General features: G+C 39.9%; 14 protein-coding genes. 4 read left to right on the top strand and 10 right to left on the bottom strand.

The features are described from left to right. The first annotated feature begins 28 nt into the window (after positions 1-28). From J8L73_RS10235 to J8L73_RS10220, 4 genes are read left to right on the top strand one after another with little or no spacing between them, the layout of a single operon-like run. Entirely contained in the window at positions 29-5644 is a 5616-nt protein-coding gene (locus J8L73_RS10235) for an Ig-like domain-containing protein (RefSeq protein ID WP_211016735.1), read from the top strand. Between the two features lie 2 nt (positions 5645-5646). Beyond that, entirely contained in the window at positions 5647-6492 is an 846-nt protein-coding gene (locus J8L73_RS10230) for an MBL fold metallo-hydrolase (protein WP_211016733.1), read from the top strand. Between the two features lie 5 nt (positions 6493-6497). Beyond that, positions 6498-8720: an adenylate/guanylate cyclase domain-containing protein gene (locus tag J8L73_RS10225; RefSeq protein ID WP_211016808.1), complete on the top strand. Its 2223-nt coding sequence runs from the start codon at positions 6498-6500 to the stop codon at positions 8718-8720. A 7-nt stretch (positions 8721-8727) separates the two neighbouring features. After that, positions 8728-10353: an HD family phosphohydrolase gene (locus tag J8L73_RS10220; protein WP_211000424.1), complete on the top strand. Its 1626-nt coding sequence runs from the start codon at positions 8728-8730 to the stop codon at positions 10351-10353. Between the two features lie 227 nt (positions 10354-10580). Here the strand turns inward: J8L73_RS10220 and J8L73_RS10215 are convergent, their stop codons facing one another. The 10 genes from J8L73_RS10215 to J8L73_RS10170 form a co-directional block, all read right to left on the bottom strand. After that, positions 10581-12008 (bottom strand): NAD-dependent succinate-semialdehyde dehydrogenase, encoded by a 1428-nt coding sequence (locus J8L73_RS10215; RefSeq protein ID WP_211016731.1) that lies wholly within the window; start codon positions 12006-12008, stop codon positions 10581-10583. Between the two features lie 709 nt (positions 12009-12717). Beyond that, positions 12718-13056, bottom strand: a complete 339-nt coding sequence (gene fdx, locus J8L73_RS10210) for an ISC system 2Fe-2S type ferredoxin (protein WP_058547557.1) — start codon at positions 13054-13056, stop codon at positions 12718-12720. 11 nt (positions 13057-13067) lie between these two features. Beyond that, positions 13068-14930, bottom strand: coding sequence for a Fe-S protein assembly chaperone HscA (gene hscA / locus J8L73_RS10205; RefSeq protein ID WP_211000363.1), 1863 nt, complete (start codon positions 14928-14930; stop codon positions 13068-13070). Between the two features lie 41 nt (positions 14931-14971). Beyond that, positions 14972-15499: a co-chaperone HscB gene (gene hscB, locus J8L73_RS10200; protein ID WP_058547559.1), complete on the bottom strand. Its 528-nt coding sequence runs from the start codon at positions 15497-15499 to the stop codon at positions 14972-14974. An 81-nt stretch (positions 15500-15580) separates the two neighbouring features. Beyond that, positions 15581-15904 (bottom strand): iron-sulfur cluster assembly protein IscA, encoded by a 324-nt coding sequence (iscA, locus tag J8L73_RS10195; protein ID WP_006791976.1) that lies wholly within the window; start codon positions 15902-15904, stop codon positions 15581-15583. 9 nt (positions 15905-15913) lie between these two features. Further along, positions 15914-16297: a Fe-S cluster assembly scaffold IscU gene (gene iscU / locus J8L73_RS10190; RefSeq protein ID WP_138682518.1), complete on the bottom strand. Its 384-nt coding sequence runs from the start codon at positions 16295-16297 to the stop codon at positions 15914-15916. 42 nt (positions 16298-16339) lie between these two features. After that, positions 16340-17557 (bottom strand): IscS subfamily cysteine desulfurase, encoded by a 1218-nt coding sequence (locus tag J8L73_RS10185; protein WP_058547561.1) that lies wholly within the window; start codon positions 17555-17557, stop codon positions 16340-16342. Positions 17558-17581: 24 nt separating this feature from the next. After that, a complete protein-coding gene (gene iscR / locus J8L73_RS10180) occupies positions 17582-18073 on the bottom strand; it encodes a Fe-S cluster assembly transcriptional regulator IscR (RefSeq protein WP_058547562.1) in 492 nt (163 codons plus the stop codon). Positions 18074-18304: 231 nt separating this feature from the next. Continuing rightward, the gene (gene trmJ / locus J8L73_RS10175) at positions 18305-19030 is read right to left on the bottom strand and encodes a tRNA (cytosine(32)/uridine(32)-2'-O)-methyltransferase TrmJ (RefSeq protein WP_211016729.1); all 726 of its coding nucleotides are present in this window, start codon (positions 19028-19030) and stop codon (positions 18305-18307) included. 103 nt (positions 19031-19133) lie between these two features. Next, entirely contained in the window at positions 19134-19889 is a 756-nt protein-coding gene (locus J8L73_RS10170) for a class I SAM-dependent methyltransferase (RefSeq protein ID WP_211016728.1), read from the bottom strand. Between the last annotated feature and the right edge of the window lie 50 nt (positions 19890-19939).

The following is a 19939-nucleotide window of genomic DNA, read 5'->3' as shown; positions in this document are numbered from 1 at the left end:
TATAAAGCTTTTTATTGGAGTATGTAAAATGACAGCAAAAAACCTTTTTTTGCACGGTTTAATGGTTTTTTTGCTAAGTGCATGTGGCGGCTCCTCAGAGGAGGCGTCTCAGCAAGAGTCTGTATCTACGCCTGTAGAGCTAGATTCCCCATCTTCCTTAGCTAATACAATTAACTTAGCGGGAGTCACTGGCGAAACAATCACTACTAAAGTACAAGTTTCTGGTGCTGTAGCTGCAAGTCGAGGTGTTGTAGGTTCAGCCATAGCCAACTCTCAGGCGACAATTACTCTTTCACAAATTGATGAAATAATACAAGGCAATATTACTTTTTTACTTAGCGTATCAGACCCTGACGGTATAAACGCAGTAAACTTAGTACTTCCGAGTGTGAGTAAAAGCTTACCTATATGTACACAAGAATGTGGAACCGATTTTGAACAATCTGTAATAGGCCTCAGCCCCTACTTTTACGGTATTGATGCTGGTGATTTACGCCTAGAAATATGGATTACTGATAGCCTTAACAACCAAGTTCTGGCAGATGCAATTACTTTTAGTTGGCAACCTTACAAAATTGAAGGCACGACGGTTCAGCGAGATAATCAAACTATAAACTTATCATGGCAGGCGAACGAAAACTTAAATCGTTATAATGTTTATTTAGCAACAGAAGCCGGTATTACCCCTGAAAATATAAACGATTTAGAAAACGGCCAGCAGTTTTTAGGTTTATCTGATACAACATTTAGTATTAGCGATACATTAACGGATAAAAGCTATCAAATTCTGATCACTGGCGTTGATGGCAGTGGTGAAAGTGGCTTTGCCGAAGTTATAAATGTTGCTCCTTTAGGGGGGACGCTAAACTTTGCTCCAATGGCATTTAACGATCAATATAACGTTAATGAAGACCAAGAACTACTAAGTAATGTACTAACTAATGATACCGATGAATACAACAGCACTCTTATTACAAACACCACTGCACAAGTAAGCCCCCAACATGGCAGTGTTATAATAAATTCAAGCGGCGAATTTACTTACACCCCACGCGCTAATTTCAACGGCGTTGATGCTTTTAGTTATCAGGTAATTAACGAGTTAGGCATGACAGATACTGGCATTGTGGAAATCACCATAAATGCTGTAAATGATGCACCCATTGCGCTTGATAATACCTATAATATAGACTCAGACGGTACTTTATCTATAATAGCCCCCGGCTTATTAGCCAATGATAGCGATATCGATCTTGATACACTTACCGTCGATACAACACCGGTAGCCTCACCTACTAAAGGCAGTATTACACTTAATACAGATGGTAGCTTTGAATATATAGGCAGCGCCAATATGCAAGGTACTGATAGTTTTCAGTACCGTATAGTTGATGCTCAAGGCGCACAAGCTGTTGCAAATGTAACCATTAATGCTTTCGATCAGAATAGCCCTCCTTCAACGTCTAATGACAGCTATAGCCTAGCTGAAGATACCACTCTTGTAGTTGACGCTGCGCAAGGGTTACTGGCGAATGACACAGATCCGAATGATGATACCTTTATTATTGATGATAGTTATTTAGTCTCCCCTTCTCATGGCCAATTACTGTTAGCCACAGACGGTAGCTTTTCATACATTCCAGATCCCAATTACTACGGAATTGATGAATTTCAATACCAAGTAATTGATGCTTTAGGCGCTACGGCATCCGCAACGGCAACACTTACAATAAACAGCATGCCAGATAACCCGGTAGCCCAAAACGATGAGTACCAATTTCAATATAACCAAACACTTAGTATTGCAACTGAAAACGGCTTACTCAAAAATGACGTAAATATAGAGCCTGGCGGTTTAACGATTAACACAACCCCTGTTGTAAATGTGCAAAGTGGTACGCTAACACTAAGTAATGATGGCTCGTTTACTTACGAGCCGAACTCAGATTCATTAGATGTGGATAGTTTTACTTATTCGGTTATTAACGAACAAGGCTTAGAGGCATCTGCACAAGTTATTTTAATTAAAACAGGCTCAAACTCTCCAGCAAAAGCTAATAATGATCAATATACGTTAGCAGAAGACAGCCCTAGTACGCTATTAAATGTATTAGAGAATGATACTGATGCTAATGACGATACAATTACACTTATAAATATAGCCAATACAGTGGGTACAGCACAGATTGTTAATAATAGTATTGAGTATACACCTGAGCCTAATTATTTTGGCGAAGTCACTCTAAGTTATACAATTTCTGATGGCGTTACAGATGTTGCACCACTATCAAGCACTGCAACTGTAATGCTTACAATTATACCTATTAATGACACGCCTATAGCCACGCCAGATAGTGCCTCTATGGAAGAGGATGCATCACCTATATTGATTGATGTACTCGCTAATGATAGCGATATAGATGGTGATAATTTAACTATTACAGATGTTGTTACTGACTTAGGCATGGCTTCTGTTGTTGGTAATAAAATAGAATATACACCCACGCCAAACAGTAATGGTGTAGCCATTGTTTCTTACACAATATCAGATGGTAACGGGGCGAGTGACAGTGCTAATTTGCAAATAACGATCTCCCCTACTAACGATGCCCCAGAGGCAAATCCAGATAGTATTACCATTGCTGAAGACGCTCAGGGAACACTGATAAATGTACTCAGCAACGATACTGATTTAGATGGTGATAACTTGACCATTAGCTCTGTAACAAGCGATATGGGGAATGCCTCACTTATAAATAATTTAGTTCAATATACGCCAAGCGCTAATGCAAATGGCACCGCCACTATTAATTATATTTTAACTGACGGTGTCGAAAGTGATACAGGTACTCTAACGGTCATAATTACACCAGTGAATGATGCACCCACTGCGATAAATCAAGCATTTTCCATAGATGAAAATGCAACTGATGGTGAGTTAATCGGCACTATTTCTGCAACCGACATTGAAAATAATACGCTTAGTTTTAGTTTAAACAGCGGTGAGACAGGGCTATTTAATATAAATAGCGCCAGTGGGTTGTTAACCGTAAATGGTACCCGCCCATTTGATTACGAGACTGCAACTCAGCACACTGTAAATGTTGATATTACAGATAATGGTTCACCAAATGAAACAACTACAATAACGGTTACCGTTAATATTACTGACGAAGCTACTGTACTTATACCAGTTGAAGATGACACTTTTGGGCGGCCACTTAGTGGACAAATTGATCTTTCGCGTGTTTTTTCTGACGGTGAATTCAACGACAGTATTGAGCTTAATACTAACCTTTATTTTGTAGGTTACAATATCAATGAAGATTCAGACATTATTATTGCCTCTTACTCAAATAACGGCGATATAAACACTGAATTTAATGGTACTGGTTTTAAAACTATTGATTTTGGTGAAGATGAAAAAGCCACTGCTGTTATCTCTGGTGGTGGTGATTTATTTATAGGTTATTCAAGTTTTGATGGCGTAGTTACAGAAGCCTGCTTATTAAAAATAAGCGTTACCGGAGTTGTAAGTACTAACTCAGGCGAAGGTAATACCGGCACAAAATGTACAACACTTGCAGGCGAGTCTGTAATAAACGACCTAGAGTTCACAGACAATAAAGTTCAAGGCGTTGGTTACTCGGCAAATGGCACAGATAAAGACAGTTTATTTCTTAAATTTGATATATCGACTCTCGCTTACGAATCCGGCAGCCCAGGTATAGTGGATGTAAGTGGTAATAATCGTGATGACGAAGCGCATGCAATTAGAAATTTTGGGAACTCTGAACTTCTGGTTGTGGGTAGCGCTATAGGTGAAGAAAACGATTTAGATGCGACTGTTAGGTATCTTCTTCCTGACGGTAACAATAGCGGTAGCTTTAACTCAGGTAACGCACTTATTTTAGACTTATCTGATGAAGAAGGTGACGATGAGTTACTTGCGATTGGCGGCATAAATGCCGTGGACTTTATGGCCTTTTTAGGTGGCTATGTCACCCACTCTTCTGGTGAAAAAGAAGCCGTTATAATCTCAGTTGATAGTGATGGCAATATAGATGAGGATATTGGCAATGATGAAGGTATCGCGATCTATGATATCGATGATAACTCTGGTACGGGTGACGGCGGTGCAATAATTACAGGCGTAAAATACGCCTCAATGAGTAACCAGCTAATACTTTCAGGTACAACTGGTATTGATGCTAGTGATACCGATAAAAAATCGCAGTTATTCTCAGCACGTATATCTATGTCTGATAGAGAGCTCGACGCTGGTTACGGTGATTCTGGTATTAATATAACCTCAAACATAATTGGTCATCAATCCGCTAACGCTTCAACTATCGATGAAAACGATACATTATGGCTCTCAGGTAAGTTTAACGATTCGACTAATGAACCTTTTATAACTTCAGTAACCAGTAATGCAAACCTGTTTACTGATTTTTCAGCAGATGGGTATACTAGTTTAAATAATTTAACTATCAGTTCTGATGATCAATCTTCAAACATTTTAAAACTTCAAAATGGCCTCCACGCCAACAAATATATTAGTGCATCGGTGGCGCAATATAACACCAGCAACAAACTGGTATTAACGCGCTATACGAATAGTGGAATTATTGATACTAGCTTTAGTATTGATGGACACAAAACGATTGATATTAATATTGCTTTTAAAAACATAACTACAGTTGAGCTCAGCGATGGAAGCATAGTTATTGTTGGTACACGTATAAACGGTATAAGCGAAGAAGGCTTTATAGCAAAAGTAGATCAAGATGGTAACCTTGATGATGATTTTGCAACTGACGGGGTTTATACAACAACAGATATTATTGATACTGATGTTTACTTTTCCGATGTCGCGATTGATAGCGGTGATCACATTGTTGCTGTTGGAACCGCAACCAGCCAAGGCGTTTTAAGATCATTTGCAACCATGGTAAAAAGTGATGGTAAGTTAGAGGGTAGTTTTGGTTCTAGTGGCGCTTATTATGGTGAAGTAGATGAGTTTTTTGAAACTATCTATATAGACGACAATAAAGATATATTTATTGCTGGGAAGCAAGTTACTGGAAGCGATTCACAGTTATTAATGGTTAAAATAGACGATGATGCCAACAACATATTTACCTATGTTGATACCAGCCTCACGACAGACTTAGCAGACAGAGCTGCAAAAGTGTTAGCTGATAACTCAGGAAGCATTTATCTGATTGCAAACGAAGGTACCACACCTAATCAAGCTGTTACTTTAAAACTAAAGCCTGATGGCACCCTAGATACCACCTTTGCGCTTAATGGTGTTGGGCAATATCAACTCGCGTCGGGGAGCGATACAAAAGTTGCCGATGCAGCGTTAGATACTTCAGGTAATATCATTCTAATTGGTATGAGTGAGGCAAAAGGGTTGATTGCTCGTGTTTTAGCTGACGGCACAATAGACACTTCGTTTGGCCAAAATGCACTTGGCTATTATCAAGCTGAACAATGCGATAGCACCCATGAATTTACATCAATACTTTTACAAACTGATACTCAAATTGTACTTAGCAGTACATGCTTTGACAGCACCTCTAACAACGTGAGTATATCTAAGTTTGATTTCTATGCAGATGGAGTTAAGCCTTAAATATGAGAGTTGAATTTTTTGGGGTTAGAGGGTCTATGCCTTCGCCAGGTAAAAATACACATATTTTTGGTGGAAATACTTCGTGTGTGTATATAGAACAAAGTAATGGACAAAGTTTAGTTTTAGACTCAGGTACCGGCATAGTAGAGCTTGGTGAGCGCTTATTAAAAAATACACACCCCATAAATATATTGCTAACACATAATCATTGGGATCACATTCAAGGCTTCCCCTTTTTTAAGCCTATTTATCAAGCTGATCGTGAGATTACCATTACAGTGGGAGATGTTGACGACGCGGCTAGTAAAAATGCAATATTAAAACAAATGGAAGGTTCTTACTTTCCCGTTACGCACCAAGATTTACCTGCAAATATTACGCTTGATACACAGCGTTCGTCACAAGAAAGCTTCACAGTTAACGATTTTTTTGTAACCACAGCCCCACTAAATCATCCTGGCGGTGGCACTGCATATTGCGTAAATGCAAATGGAGTAAAAATAGCTTACGTTACTGATAATGAGCTCAACCCACCAGGAGAAGTTAAAACAACGGTTAATGAGTGGGCACAGTTTATAAAAGGCGCCGATTTATTAATACATGATGCCCAGTTTACAAATGATGACATGCCAATAAAGCATGGCTGGGGTCATAGTACAATAAATCAGGTGGCTGAACTTGCTGCAAAAGCTGAGGTTAAAAACATTGCTGTAATTAGTCACGATCCTGCGCGTTCAGATACCGAGCTATTAGAAATAGAACAATACTTACAAGCTAACTATAAGAGCTTATCAATAGAATGCGCTCGTGAAGGCCGAGTTTTTAAATTTGCACCCATTAAGGATTAGCGCCAATTAATAACTCTCTTATCCCAAAGATTTATAGACACTTTTTTATCGGTGTAACCATTACACTTTTAGTCGCTGCTGTTGAGCTGTTTTCTTCTGGCGCTCTTGCTCAATTATTAAACAGGGTTGAAGGTATACTTTACGACTCAAGATTAGTGTTAACCCTCCCCTCTACAGCAAAGCAATATGATGAATCAGTGGTTATTATCGATATAGATGATAAAAGTATGGCAGAACAGGGGCGCTTTCCTTGGAGCCGTTCAAAAATAGCTGAGCTAGTTAATAAATTAACTGAAGCCGGCGTTATTGTTATTGCTTTTGATATATTTTTTTCCGAACCAGAAATAAACCCCATTAGCCAAATAGAGTCACAGTTCCCTAACTTTATAAACAGTAACAAATTGAAAGTTAGCGAGGTTAAACAAAAAATTGATGCCGATTCCAAATTGGCTAAAGCACTGTCTAATAACGATACCGTACTAGGTTTTTTGTTAAATAATGACGCTCACCAGCACACCAACCCACTGCCTAGCAGTAGTGTTTATTGGGCCCTTAATGATCAAAAAAACTCACAGTTTAACGTATTTTCAGGCGCTGCCGTTAATATACCCACGTTGCAAAACAACGCTTCTGGCAATGGCTTTATTAATGCACACAGTGAGCATGACGGCTTTATTCGAAAAGCATCTCTTGTAAATAAAATAGGGAATACACTTTACCCCTCTTTAGCGCTCGAAGCTGCCAGACTTTATACACTTGCTGACAAAATTGAGACTCGCTCTCATATTTTAAATGGGATTACACTATTTGACGCAATTAAGTTGAACAATCAGTGGATACAAACCGATGAATACGGAAAAATACTCATTCCATATAAAGGCCCCGAAGGTAGTTTTACGTATTATTCAGCAACAGATGTTTTAAAAGACAAAATTGGAGAAGCTGAGCTTGAAGGGTCAGTTGCTTTTATTGGCACATCAGCCATTGGCTTAGCTGATTTAAGAGCTACGCCAGTTGGGTTACAGTACCCAGGAGTTGAAGTACATGCCAATATATTTCGAGGATTAATTCATCCTGAAATACTTCCTGCACAGCCTAGTTGGTCATCTGGCGCAACGTTATTAATAATCGTGGTTGTGGGTATTTTATTAACTATTTTAAGTTATAAAAAAAATGCTAGATACATTGTGACGGTGACTTTGTCTGTCGCAGCCTTAGTTGTATTATTTAACTTTTACTTATGGAGCATAGAAAAAATAAGTTTGCCGCTGCTTTTGCCCCTGCTACTCATCGCAATATTATCTGGTTACTATATATTTGTGGGCTCAATAGCAGAAATGAAACACAGTCGAAAAATAAAATCGATGTTTGATCAATATGTGCCTCCTGATCATATTAACCAGCTTATTAATCAGTCCAGTAATCTTCCACAGCAAAGTGTTAAACGAAACATGACCGTATTATTTGCAGATATTCGTGGCTTTACTTCATTATCTGAGAATATGTCTGCCCACCAATTAAGTGAATACTTAAATCAATATCTCTCTGCAACAACTGAAATTATCTTCAAGCACAGTGGTACAATAGACAAGTATGTCGGCGATATGATTATGGCCTTTTGGAATGCCCCTCTTAAAGACGATGAGCATGCAAAACATGGTGTAGAAGCCGCAATCGCCATGATCCAAGGGTTAAACTCGATTAACGAAGCATTTTTAGAAAAAAAACTACCCACTATCAACATTGGTATTGGTTTAAATACTGGCGACATGAATGTCGGGGACATGGGATCTAAATATCGTAAAGCTTATACTGTATTAGGCGACGCAGTTAATTTAGGTTCAAGAGTTGAAAGCTTGACCAAGTTTTATGAGGTAGCTATTCTGGTTACTAAAGAAACAATGATAGCATGCCCACATATTTCCTTTAGGTTAATTGATAAAGTACAAGTTGTAGGAAAAACGTCAGCGACAGAGTTATTTGAGCCTATCGACTTTACTGATAATTTAAATACAGCTCAAATAGCTGAGCTTAGTAAGTCAGCAGAAGCTATGACGCATTATTACAATAAAAATTGGCAAGAATCACTTACCTTATTTATTGAGCTAGAAAGTACATCGGTATTTAGCTCTCATATTTACGCCATTTTTATTAAGCGAATTAATGAAACCAATTTGAACACATTATCAAAGGACTGGAACGGTGCCTTCAGACATCAAACAAAGTAATAAAAATATGCCACAACACATTAAAGATAAAAAAAATCTTCGTCATCTCGTTGATATTAGTATCAGATTAACGACAGAAAAAGATTCGAGTAAATTACTTAACGAAATTTTACAGGTAGTGATGTCTGTTGCTAACGCTGATGCTGGTAGTATTTACTCTATTACTGACAACAAGCAACTTAAATTTGAAACGGTAATTAACAAAACATTAGGGTTACACCTAAGAGGTGACGAAGACAGCCCAATCGACTTCCCAAATATAGATCTTTTTATAGATGGTAAAGAAAACGAAACTGCAATCGTAGCGCATTCAGTAAACTCAGGTAAGTATATAAACATTCCAGATGTGTATGCTGCGCTCCCTTTCGATATGAGCGCAGCTCGTAATATGGACTCGCTCACTGGCTATCGTACCAAATCAATGTTAACGATCCCTTTAAAAGATCATGTCGATGATATTATTGGCGTTATACAGCTTATCAATGTTAAAGATGAAAATGACGACATTATTCCTTTTAGTGAGGAGTTAGTCACCCTCACACGATCTTTTGCATCATTAGGTGCTATTTCATTGACTAACTCTACCCTTATTAGAGGTATGGAAGAGTTATTTACCACTTTTGCAGAAACAATTGCAATGGCAATCGATGAAAAGTCACCACACACTGGCGGCCATTGTAAAAGGGTACCAGCGCTTACTCTAATGCTTGCTGATGCTGTACATGATAATAACAAAGGACCTTTGGCATCCTTCACTATGTCTGAAGCCGATAGACATGAACTTGATGTAGCAGGCTGGCTTCATGATTGTGGAAAAATCGCTACACCTGATCACATTATGGAAAAATCGACAAAGCTTGAAACCATATTTGATCGCATAAAATATATAGATGCAAAGTTTGAAGTTATTAAACGTGATTTAAACATTTCTTACCAACGGGAAATTATCTCTGCGCTTAAGCTAAATAAACCTATTGAAGTAAAACAACTAGAGCGTTTACTTGATACTGAACTAAAACAACTCTCTTTAGATAGAGCACTATTAAAGCGCATTAATGTAGGCGGAGAGTTTTTAGGTGAGAACGAACTAAACAAAATTCAAAGAATTGCCAATAAATACACATTAGAAATTAATGGTAAAACAATGCCATTGCTTAACGATGATGAAGTAGAAAACCTATCCATACGCAGAGGCACATTAACTCAAGGTGAGCGTGACATTATGAAGCGTCATATGGATGTAACTAAGAATATTTTAGATGCCCTACCGTTTCCTAAGCATTTGAGTAATGTCAAAGAGTATGCGCTTGGACATCATGAAAAACTAGACGGGACAGGTTATCCCCGAGGCCTTACTAAAGATCAAATGTCGGTTCCTGCTAGGCTCATGGCTATTACTGACATTTTCGAGGCGCTGTCTGCCGTAGATAGACCATACAAAAAAGCAAAGCCGGTAAGCGAATGCTTAAATATCCTGGGGTTGATGGTTAATAATAATCATCTTGATGCCGACATTTTTGCAATTTTTATAGAATCTGGAGTGTATAAAAAATACATACTTAAGTATGCTAATCCAGAGCAATTAGATGAAGTAGACCTTGAAAATCTACCTGGGTACACCCCAATAGCGTAATACTACAAAAAAATGCCACCTTGCGGTGGCATTTACACACGGGGTTATTTCTACTTATAGAAATACTTTTTATTTTTATTACAATTTTTATGTTATTTATTAACAAAAATATGGTCATAAAGGTAGCACTAAGCGCTTTATGTAGCAACCGTAAAAGGGAAAGTTCATCTTTATGCCACACTTATGCAATAAACTTAAATGTAACGAAACCCACCTATGTGATGTAACTAAATTTTTATACAAACGTATTTTTCTTCAAGATATTCATCAAGCCCCTGATGCCCACCTTCGCGCCCAAGGCCTGATTGCTTAACGCCACCAAAAGGGGCGACAGGATTTGAGATAGCCCCTTCATTAACACCTACCATGCCAAACTCAAGCCCTTCGCTTACGCGATAAACTTGCTTAGTATTCTGGCTATAAAAGTACGCAGCTAACCCATAAGGTACATCATTAGCTAATGCGAGCACTTCACTCTCTTCATCAAAAGGAATAACCGTTAATACCGGGCCAAATACTTCTTCATGGTAAATATCCATCTCAGTGGTTACGTTAGTGACGATTAATGGGTTTTGGAAACTACCACCCAAATCGCTATTATTGCCAATTAAATCGGCTCCTTTATCAAGGGCATCTTGAACAAGCTGCTGTACTTTATCTTTCGCTTTTGGGTAAATAAGCGGACCAATATCAACACCCTCTTCAAAACCATTTGCCACTTTAAGTGCTGCCACTTTAGGGGCAACTTTAGAAAGCACTTTATCAATAATACTACGCTGTATAAAAATTCGATTTGCCGCAACACACGCTTGCCCACTATTTCTAAATTTAGCTGCCATGAGGCCTTCAATTGCTTCATCTATATCGGCATTATCAAAAATAATAAACGGTGCATTGCCGCCAAGTTCCATAGAGGTGCGTTTAATTGTATCTGCACATTGCGAAAGCAACTGCTTACCTACCCCTGTTGAGCCGGTAAACGTAAATTTGCGCACAACGTCTGAGTCTGTAAGCATTTTGCCTACTGTTTTTGAATCTTGTGAGACAAGTACATTAAAAGCACCTTTTACAAAGCCCGCTTGATCAGCAAGGTATGCTAATGCGATGGCGCAAAGAGGTGTATGCTCAGAAGGCTTTAATATAAAACTACAACCTGCAGCATAAGCAGGGGCAACTTTACGCGTCACCATTGCAACAGGGAAGTTCCATGGCGTAATACCCGCTACAACCCCTACAGGTTGTTTAAAACTGGTTAAACGGTGGTTATTGTCGGTAGGTGGGATCACATCGCCGTAACTACGCTTTGCTTCTTCAGCAAACCATTTAATAAATCCAGCACCGTAGTCTATTTCACCAAGTGACTCTTTAAGTGGTTTACCTTGCTCTTTAGTCATCAGCTCTGCAAGCGTTTGCTTGTGCTTTATAACTAGCTCATACCAGCGCATCAGCGTTTCACTACGCTCAGTAGCATTCGTTGACTTTAACTTTACAAAAGCGCCTTGTGCGGCAGTTATAGCGCTATTTACACCCTGCTCGTCTATGTCACTTACTTCTACAATACTTTTGTCGGTAGCGGGATCGTCAACGCTAAAGCGCTGGTTGGTTTTATAAAATTCACCATTAATAAACGAGTCAGAAAAAATTAGATTACTCAAAATAAACCTCCAAAATTACGTTTTAAGGTGTTAGCTTTTAATGCGTGGCATAGAGCCAAGGCTAACTCTTTACGACTACAAAATAACCTACGAGCTTTGCTCGTCACGCCAGCAAGCTGTGCGTCTACCAGTTTGGTGTAAGCGTTTTAATATGCTGTAGACGGTGAGCTTACTCACGTGAGAAGCACAGCTTCTATATTCAAAACCTAGAGTTAAAACACATAACGCAAGCAAGCTTCGCGTCTACAAACAACATACGAGCTTTGCTCGTCACGCCAGCAAGCTGTGCGTCTACCAGTTTGGTGTAAGTGTTTTAATATGCTGTAGACGTTGAGCTTACTCACGTGAAAAACACAGCTTCTATATTCAAAACCTAGAGCAAAAACGCATAACGCAAGCAAGCTTCGCGTCTACAAAAAACTTACGGGCTTTGCTCGTCACGCCAGCAAGCTGTGCGTCTACCAGTTTGGTGTAAGTGTTTTAATATGCTGTAGACGTTGAGCTTGCTCACGTGAGAAGCACAGCTTCTATATTCAAAACCTAGAGCAAAAACACACAACGCAGACAAGCTTCGCGCCTACAAAATAACTCACGAGCTTTGCTTAAAAACGCGACGTAAAGTCGCTGCTACATGCTCACACACCTTTTAAAAACAAAAAAGCCGCTGTATCAAACAGCGGCTTTTAATAGATTAGTCGTTAATTAAAAACTAGTGCTCTTCATTAACGATATTGAGATTGTACTTTGGTATTTCAACCACTAAGTCTTCATCTCTAATAATTGCTTGGCAACCTAGGCGCGATTCAGACTCTAAGCCCCATGCTTTATCTAGCATATCGTCTTCTAGTTCATCACTTTCTTCAAGTGAGTCAAAGCCTTCGCGAATGACTAAATGGCACGTTGTACATGCACACGATTTTTCACATGCATGTGGAATACTAATGCCATTTTTTAGTGCTGCATCAAGTACGGTTTGGCCAGCAGGTGCTTCAATTGCTGCACCGTCAGGACACAACTCCGGATGTGGAAGAAAAATAACTTGTGGCATTCTAATCTCTCTTAAATATTGTCTACTGACTGCCCTGTAAGGGCCTTTTTAATTGATGCGTCCATTCTGCGTGATGCAAATTCACTGCTCGCATTATCAACTTTTTCAATCGCTGCTTTAATATCACTTGGCTGTTGTGCAGTTTCGCGCACTTTAGCAAGCTCTGCGATCTCGGCTTTTAGATTAGCTAATTGCACTTCATCTAATAAGTTTGCGTCTACAGCAAGCGATGCTTCTAATGCTTCAATAACTCGCAGTGCTTCTACTTGCTGCTCTTTTAGCATACGCGCTTGCATATCGTCTTTAGCATTACTCATCGACTCTTTTAGCATACTAGCGACTTGGTCATCAGATAAACCAAACGAAGGCTTAACTTGAATATCGGCTTGAACACCTGTTGATTTTTCCATTGCCGAAACACTTAATAAACCATCAGCGTCTACTTTAAAAGTAACCCGAATGTGCGCAGCGCCGGCTGCCATTGGTGGAATGCCTTTTAAGCTAAATTTAGCAAGCGAGCGGCAATCATCAACGAGTTCACGTTCACCTTGCAGCACATGTAAAGACATGGCCGTTTGACCATCTTTAAACGTAGTAAATTCTTGAGCACGCGCTACCGGAATTGTAGTATTTCGCGGAATAATTTTCTCAACTAAGCCGCCCATAGTTTCAAGACCAAGCGACAAAGGTAATACATCAAGCAATAACATGTCAGAATCTGGCTTGTTACCAATTAGTACGTCTGCTTGAAGTGCAGCACCCAATGCAACCACCCGATCCGGATCAATTGAAGTAAGTGGCTCTTTATCAAAAAAGCTTTGTACTTGGCTACGTACAAGTGGCATGCGTGTAGAACCGCCAACCATAATAACTTGCAGTACTTCTTCGTTTTCTATGCCTGCGTCTTTTACAGCACGACGACATGAACGAAGCGTTTTTTTCACAAGAGGTATTGCTAGTTCATCAAACTTTTCGCGCGTTACTTCTACTGTGTATTTTTGCTCATCAAACTCAAGCACTACATTTACTTTTGCATACTGGCTAAGCGCTTCTTTACAGGCCTTTGCTTTATTAATAAATAAACGCAATACCGATGGAGATAATACCGATACACCTGTTTGCTGCTTAAAGTAGTCAACGAGTAGTGAATCAAAATCGTCACCACCTAGGCTTGAGTCGCCACCTGTGGCCATAACCTCAAATACACCTTGGTGTAAACGAAGTATCGATATATCAAATGTACCGCCACCTAAATCGTAAACAGCAATAATACCTTCTTGACCAGAATCTAAGCCGTAAGCTACCGCTGCCGCTGTAGGTTCATTTAATAAACGTAATACGTTGATACCGGCAAGTTCTGCAGCATCTTTAGTACTTTGGCGCTGAGCGTCATCAAAGTACGCAGGAACTGTAATAACAGCACCTAAAATTTCTTGGTTACCAAAGCTTTTTTCAGCGCGGGCTTTTAATGCCCCTAAAATATGGCTAGACGCTTTAACCGGGCTGATTTTTCCAGCCTCTGTTTGAATCGCTAAAGTGCCATTGTCTTCGCAAAAGTCATAAGGTAACTGGCCATAACTTTGCTCAATTTCAGCTTGAGTTTTACCTAAAAAACGTTTTACTGAAATAAGCGTATTAGCAGGGTCTTGTGTTGCAGCTTGTACTGCATCTGCGCCCACTGTAATACCGCCAGCCTGATAACGCACAACCGATGGTAACATCGCTGCGCCTAACTCATCAGTTAATGTACGGGCTTCACCGCTTTGTACTGTAGCCACTAGTGAGTTAGTGGTTCCTAGGTCAATACCGACTGCTAGTTTGTGCTCATGTGGTGCCGCGCTCTGCCCCGGCTCAGCAATTTGCAATAATGCCATAATACTCTTTAAACTCGTGTTGCTTGCTGTTTAGCAAGTAATTAATCGTCGAATAAACTGTCTTCAATGCGCTCAAGTTCGTCACGTAATTTATAAACAAACTTTAGTTTACGAATATTATCTGCCGCAAGTTGATACTGCTGCTCATTGTTACTCGCCAGCTGCTCGGCCAATTGTGCGCTGTATTGCTCATTTAACTGTTTTATTTGCTTTTCAAAATTGGCAATAGCGGTATCGGGATCGCTTGCAGATGAGAGCTCTTCAAGCTCTTCTCGTAATTCCATTTGTTGCATTAAGAACATAGGATCTTGAAGCGTTTGCTGCTCTGCACGAATATCAACACCTAACTCACTGAGCATATACTCAGCACGTTTTACTGGGTGCTTTAAAGTTTGTAGCGCATCGTTAATTTCAGCAGCACTTTGTACAGCCATTAACTTATCGCGGGCACTCGCATTTGCGTGGCGATCAGGGTGCACAGTACGTTGTAGCTCTAAGTAGTGCTTATTAATCGTTGCTAAATCTATATTGTAATCAACGGGAACTGCAAATAACTCAAAATAACGCATAACTTCAACCAATATAATTCACAAATAATAAAGCCCTACAATTACTGGCAGGGCTTATAAATACTACAAAGGTAGTTGAGCTTAAACGGTAAAGCTTTCGCCACAACCACACTCGTCAGCTTGATTAGGGTTATTAAATTTAAACCCTTCATTTAAGCCTTCTTTAGTGTAATCGAGCTCTGTGCCGTCAATGTAAACAAGGCTTTTAGCGTCAACAATTAAGGTAACACCTTTAGCTGCAAATGTTTCATCGTCTTCGTTTAGCTCGTCAACAAACTCAAGTACATAAGCAAGACCTGAACAACCCGTCGTTTTAATGCCAACGCGCAGGCCTAAACCTTTACCGCGGTTTGCTAAAAATGATTGTACGCGGTTTGCTGCCGCATCTGTCAATGTCACTGCCATGAATTTCTCTTAGTTCGCTTGTTTGCTTTTGTAATCTGCAATTGCTGCTTGAATTGCGTCTTCGGCTAAAATTGAGCAGTGAATTTTCACTGGCGGTAATTCAAGCTCTGCACTGATATCAGTGTTTTTAATTGTTGCAGCTTCGTCTAACGTTTTACCCTTAACCCACTCTGTTACAAGTGAAGATGAAGCTATTGCGCTACCACAACCGTATGTTTTAAATTTTGCATCTTCAATAACGCCTTCAGACGATACTTTAATTTGCAATTTCATTACGTCACCACATGCTGGTGCGCCAACCATACCCGTTGCCACTGACGGATCGTTTTTATCAAGAACACCTACGTTACGTGGGTTTTCTACGTGGTCGATTACTTTATCACTATAAGCCATAATTCTATCCTCATTACCTGCTACGGTACGTGCTCACTCGTATTAGTGGTGAGCCCATTCAACTGAATCTAAATCAATACCTTCTTGATGCATTTCCCATAAAGGAGACATTTCACGTAGGCGACCGATAGAGTTTTTCATTAATTCAACGGTGTAATCAATCTCTTCTTCTGTAGTGAAGCGACCAATACTAAAACGAATTGAGCTATGTGCTAATTCGTCGTTACGGCCAAGCGCACGTAGTACGTAAGAAGGCTCTAAACTTGCAGATGTACACGCAGAACCTGACGATACTGCAATATCTTTAACCGCCATAAGCAACGACTCACCTTCAACAAAGTTAAAGCTGATGTTTACAATACCAGGTACTGACTGATCTTGTGCGCCGTTAAAGTAAACCTCGTCCATATCAGCCATAATGCCGTCAATTAGACGCTTACGTAATGCACTGATATGTGCGTGATCTTTTTCAAAATCTTGTTTTGCAATTCTAAATGCTGCACCCATACCCACTAATTGGTGAGTAGCTAGTGTGCCAGAGCGCATACCACGTTCATGGCCGCCACCGTGCATTTGAGCTTCAAGGCGAGCACGTGGTTTACGACGAACGTAAAGTGCACCAACACCTTTAGGGCCATATACTTTATGACCAGAGAACGACATAAAATCAACTTTAAGTTGTTGTACATCGATTAATACTTTACCTGCACTTTGCGCTGCATCTACGTGGAACATAATTTTACGTTCACGGCACATTTCGCCAATTGTGTTGATGTCTTGAATTACACCTAGCTCGTTATTTACATGCATAATGCTTACAAGTACGGTGTCTTCACGCATTGTGTCTTCAAGCTTTTTAAGATCTAATAGGCCGTTTTCTTCAACGTCCATGTAAGTAACATCAAAACCTTGGCGCTCTAGTTCACGACATGTATCGATTACAGCTTTGTGCTCAGTTTTAGCGGTAATAACGTGCTTACCTTTCTTTTTGTAAAACTGTGCAGCACCTTTAATTGCAAGGTTGTTTGATTCTGTAGCACCCGATGTGAAAACAATTTCACGTGGGTCTGCATTGATTAGATCAGCAATATCTGTACGCGCTTGATCAACCACTTCTTCAGCTTGCCAACCAAAACGGTGCGAACGTGACGCAGGATTACCAAAATTACCGTCCATTGTAAGGCATTGCATCATTTCTTTTGCAACACGCTCATCAACAGGCGTGGTAGCTGCGTAATCTAAATAAATCGGTAACTTCATTTCTCTCTCCGCTGCGGGTCAACCTTAAAGTTGACAGCTTACTTGAATGTTTTCCAACTGCTTAATTGCATTGTTGATACTGTTATCTTGGCGCGATGCGATTTCTTTCACATCTGATTTTTCCACCAATTCAGCAAGGGTAATATTATTCAAAAATTCTTCTATACGCGCACTTAAATCAGACCATAAGTTATGAGTCAAGCAGCGCATACCACTCTGACAGCCGGTATCGGCACCTTGACAACGTGTTGCGTCTACCGATTCGTCTACGGCGCTAATTACATCGCCAACCGAAATTGCATTCGCTTCTCGTCCTAGTAAATAACCACCACCAGGTCCACGAACAGAACTTACTAGGCCATTTTTACGTAAACGAGCAAATAATTGTTCAAGGTAAGACAAAGAAATCTCTTGTCTTTGTGAAATATCAGCAAGGGCTACAGGACCTACACTTGCATGTAGTGCAACATCCAGCATAGCTGTAACGGCGTATCTGCCTTTTGATGTTAACTTCATAACGCCCCCTGCACAAAAGAGTGCAAATTTTAATTACCAGAGTAAAATAGTCAAGTATTATAACTTGATAAAAATTTGATTAAACCTACAGTGCTTGTTGCTGAGTAGGCTAACAAACTTTCAATACTTGACCTGTTTGGTCAGGTATTACAGACATTGTAATTACCTGAGTATTTTAGTCAAGTATTAGCTAACTATTTAACCGTGGTTTTTATAACCAATAACTATACCTTACTTAGGAATAGACTTATTAATAGATGTTAGAATACCGCGTAAAATATTCATTTCGGCATCTTCAGGGCGAGCACGGTTAAACAAACGGCGTAACTTAGTCATCACAAGGCCTGGATGTTGTTTAATAATGAAGCCTGTTTTGAAAAGCGTGTCTTCAAGGTGATCATAAAATAGCTCTGTTTGTTTTGAGCTTGGATAAACAGCATCGTATTCTTCAACCTTTGCAGGCTGTTGGTTTAAAAATGCCATACGTGTTTCGTAGCTCAGTGTTTGTACTGCCATTGCTAAATTAAGCGAGCTGTATTGTGGGTTTGCAGGAATACATACATGGTAATTACAAAGTTGAAGCTCTTCGTTTGTTAAGCCACTATTCTCACGGCCAAATACAAGCGCTACTGGGCCATTTACAGCCTCAGCGACTAGCTTTTCACCACATTCGCGAGGCTCAACCATAGGCCAAGATAGCGTACGTGAGCGTGCACTTGTGCCAATTGTTAACGCACAATCAGCAATAGCATCTGCTACCGTATCAACAATAACCGCGTTACCTAAAACATCTGTAGCACCGGCTGCAAGTGCGCTTGCATGGCTGTCTACTTCACAGGCAGGATCAACTAAATAAAGTTTTGATAAACCCATGGTTTTCATGGCGCGAGCCGCAGAACCAATATTGCCTGAGTGTGAGGTATTTACTAAAACGATGCGAATATCATCTAAGATCATTGCTGTGCTACTTAACTATGCCAAAAAATTGCGCGAATTCTAACATGAAACCCACATAAGATCCTAGATCCTTAAGGCCGTTCAGCTAACGTAATAGCAGCCTTTAAACCATGGCCGCTTTTACATAAACGTCAAAACGATTCTTTTTGGTTTTAATTTGCATGCTTGGGGTTTTGTTATTTAAAAACGGTGCGTAATCAGGGCGCTTTACTACAACGCGCTTACTGGCAAGTGGATAGGCAAAATCGAGTAAATCATCCGCGTCGGTATCTGCACCAACAAGCTCTTGAAATACACGCATTTCCTTTTTTACTAGCGCTGATTTTTCACGGTGTGGGAACATAGGATCTAAATACACTACATCAGGCATACTTTCGCATTGCTCAAGTAATGTATGGCTTGAGCCAAATATAAGGCTCATATTTTGTTGCATCCAAGGGCCTATTTCAATGTCGTCGTAGGCACGCTGCAAACCATCATACAATAAAGCAGCTACTACAGGGTGGCGCTCGTGTAATATTACTTTGCAGCCTAGTGAGGCAAGTACAAAGCCATCTCGACCAAGGCCTGCGGTCGCATCAAGCACAACGGGAGTTGCCCCCTTATTTAGCCCAACCGCTTTAGCTATTGATTGGCCTTTGCCACCACCAAATTTACGCCTGTGGGCCACTGCGCCTGTTACAAAGTCTACATTAATGGCGCCTAATTTTGGCTCATCAGTTTTTAAAAGGCTCAACCCTTTATCGTCGTAATGTAAGCTAAAACCGCTACAACTTTGTGCCCACTGGGCTAAGTTAAAACGCGTTTCTAGCTCATTTAAATATGGGCACAACTCTTTAAAAGCACACTGAATAACCACTTTACACTCCGACGATAAAATACGCCTTCAGTATAACAAGCGTTAACGCC

This window comes from Pseudoalteromonas sp. MMG006, assembly GCF_018101025.1.
Lineage (GTDB): Bacteria > Pseudomonadota > Gammaproteobacteria > Enterobacterales > Alteromonadaceae > Pseudoalteromonas.
The sequence above is the reverse complement of the archived record's forward strand: the minus strand, read 5'-3'. Positions and strand labels throughout refer to the sequence as shown.

Excerpts from the sequence above, each read along its gene's own strand:
- J8L73_RS10235 (WP_211016735.1), top strand. The coding sequence starts at position 29 with ATGACAGCAAAAAACCTTTTTTTGCACGGTTTAATGGTTTTTTTGCTA.
- J8L73_RS10230 (WP_211016733.1), top strand. The coding sequence starts at position 5,647 with ATGAGAGTTGAATTTTTTGGGGTTAGAGGGTCTATGCCTTCGCCAGGT.
- J8L73_RS10220 (WP_211000424.1), top strand. The coding sequence starts at position 8,728 with ATGCCACAACACATTAAAGATAAAAAAAATCTTCGTCATCTCGTTGAT.
- fdx (WP_058547557.1), bottom strand. The coding sequence starts at position 13,056 with ATGCCACAAGTTATTTTTCTTCCACATCCGGAGTTGTGTCCTGACGGT.
- hscA (WP_211000363.1), bottom strand. The coding sequence starts at position 14,930 with ATGGCATTATTGCAAATTGCTGAGCCGGGGCAGAGCGCGGCACCACAT.
- hscB (WP_058547559.1), bottom strand. The coding sequence starts at position 15,499 with ATGCGTTATTTTGAGTTATTTGCAGTTCCCGTTGATTACAATATAGAT.
- iscA (WP_006791976.1), bottom strand. The coding sequence starts at position 15,904 with ATGGCAGTGACATTGACAGATGCGGCAGCAAACCGCGTACAATCATTT.
- iscU (WP_138682518.1), bottom strand. The coding sequence starts at position 16,297 with ATGGCTTATAGTGATAAAGTAATCGACCACGTAGAAAACCCACGTAAC.
- J8L73_RS10185 (WP_058547561.1), bottom strand. The coding sequence starts at position 17,557 with ATGAAGTTACCGATTTATTTAGATTACGCAGCTACCACGCCTGTTGAT.
- iscR (WP_058547562.1), bottom strand. The coding sequence starts at position 18,073 with ATGAAGTTAACATCAAAAGGCAGATACGCCGTTACAGCTATGCTGGAT.
- trmJ (WP_211016729.1), bottom strand. The coding sequence starts at position 19,030 with ATGATCTTAGATGATATTCGCATCGTTTTAGTAAATACCTCACACTCA.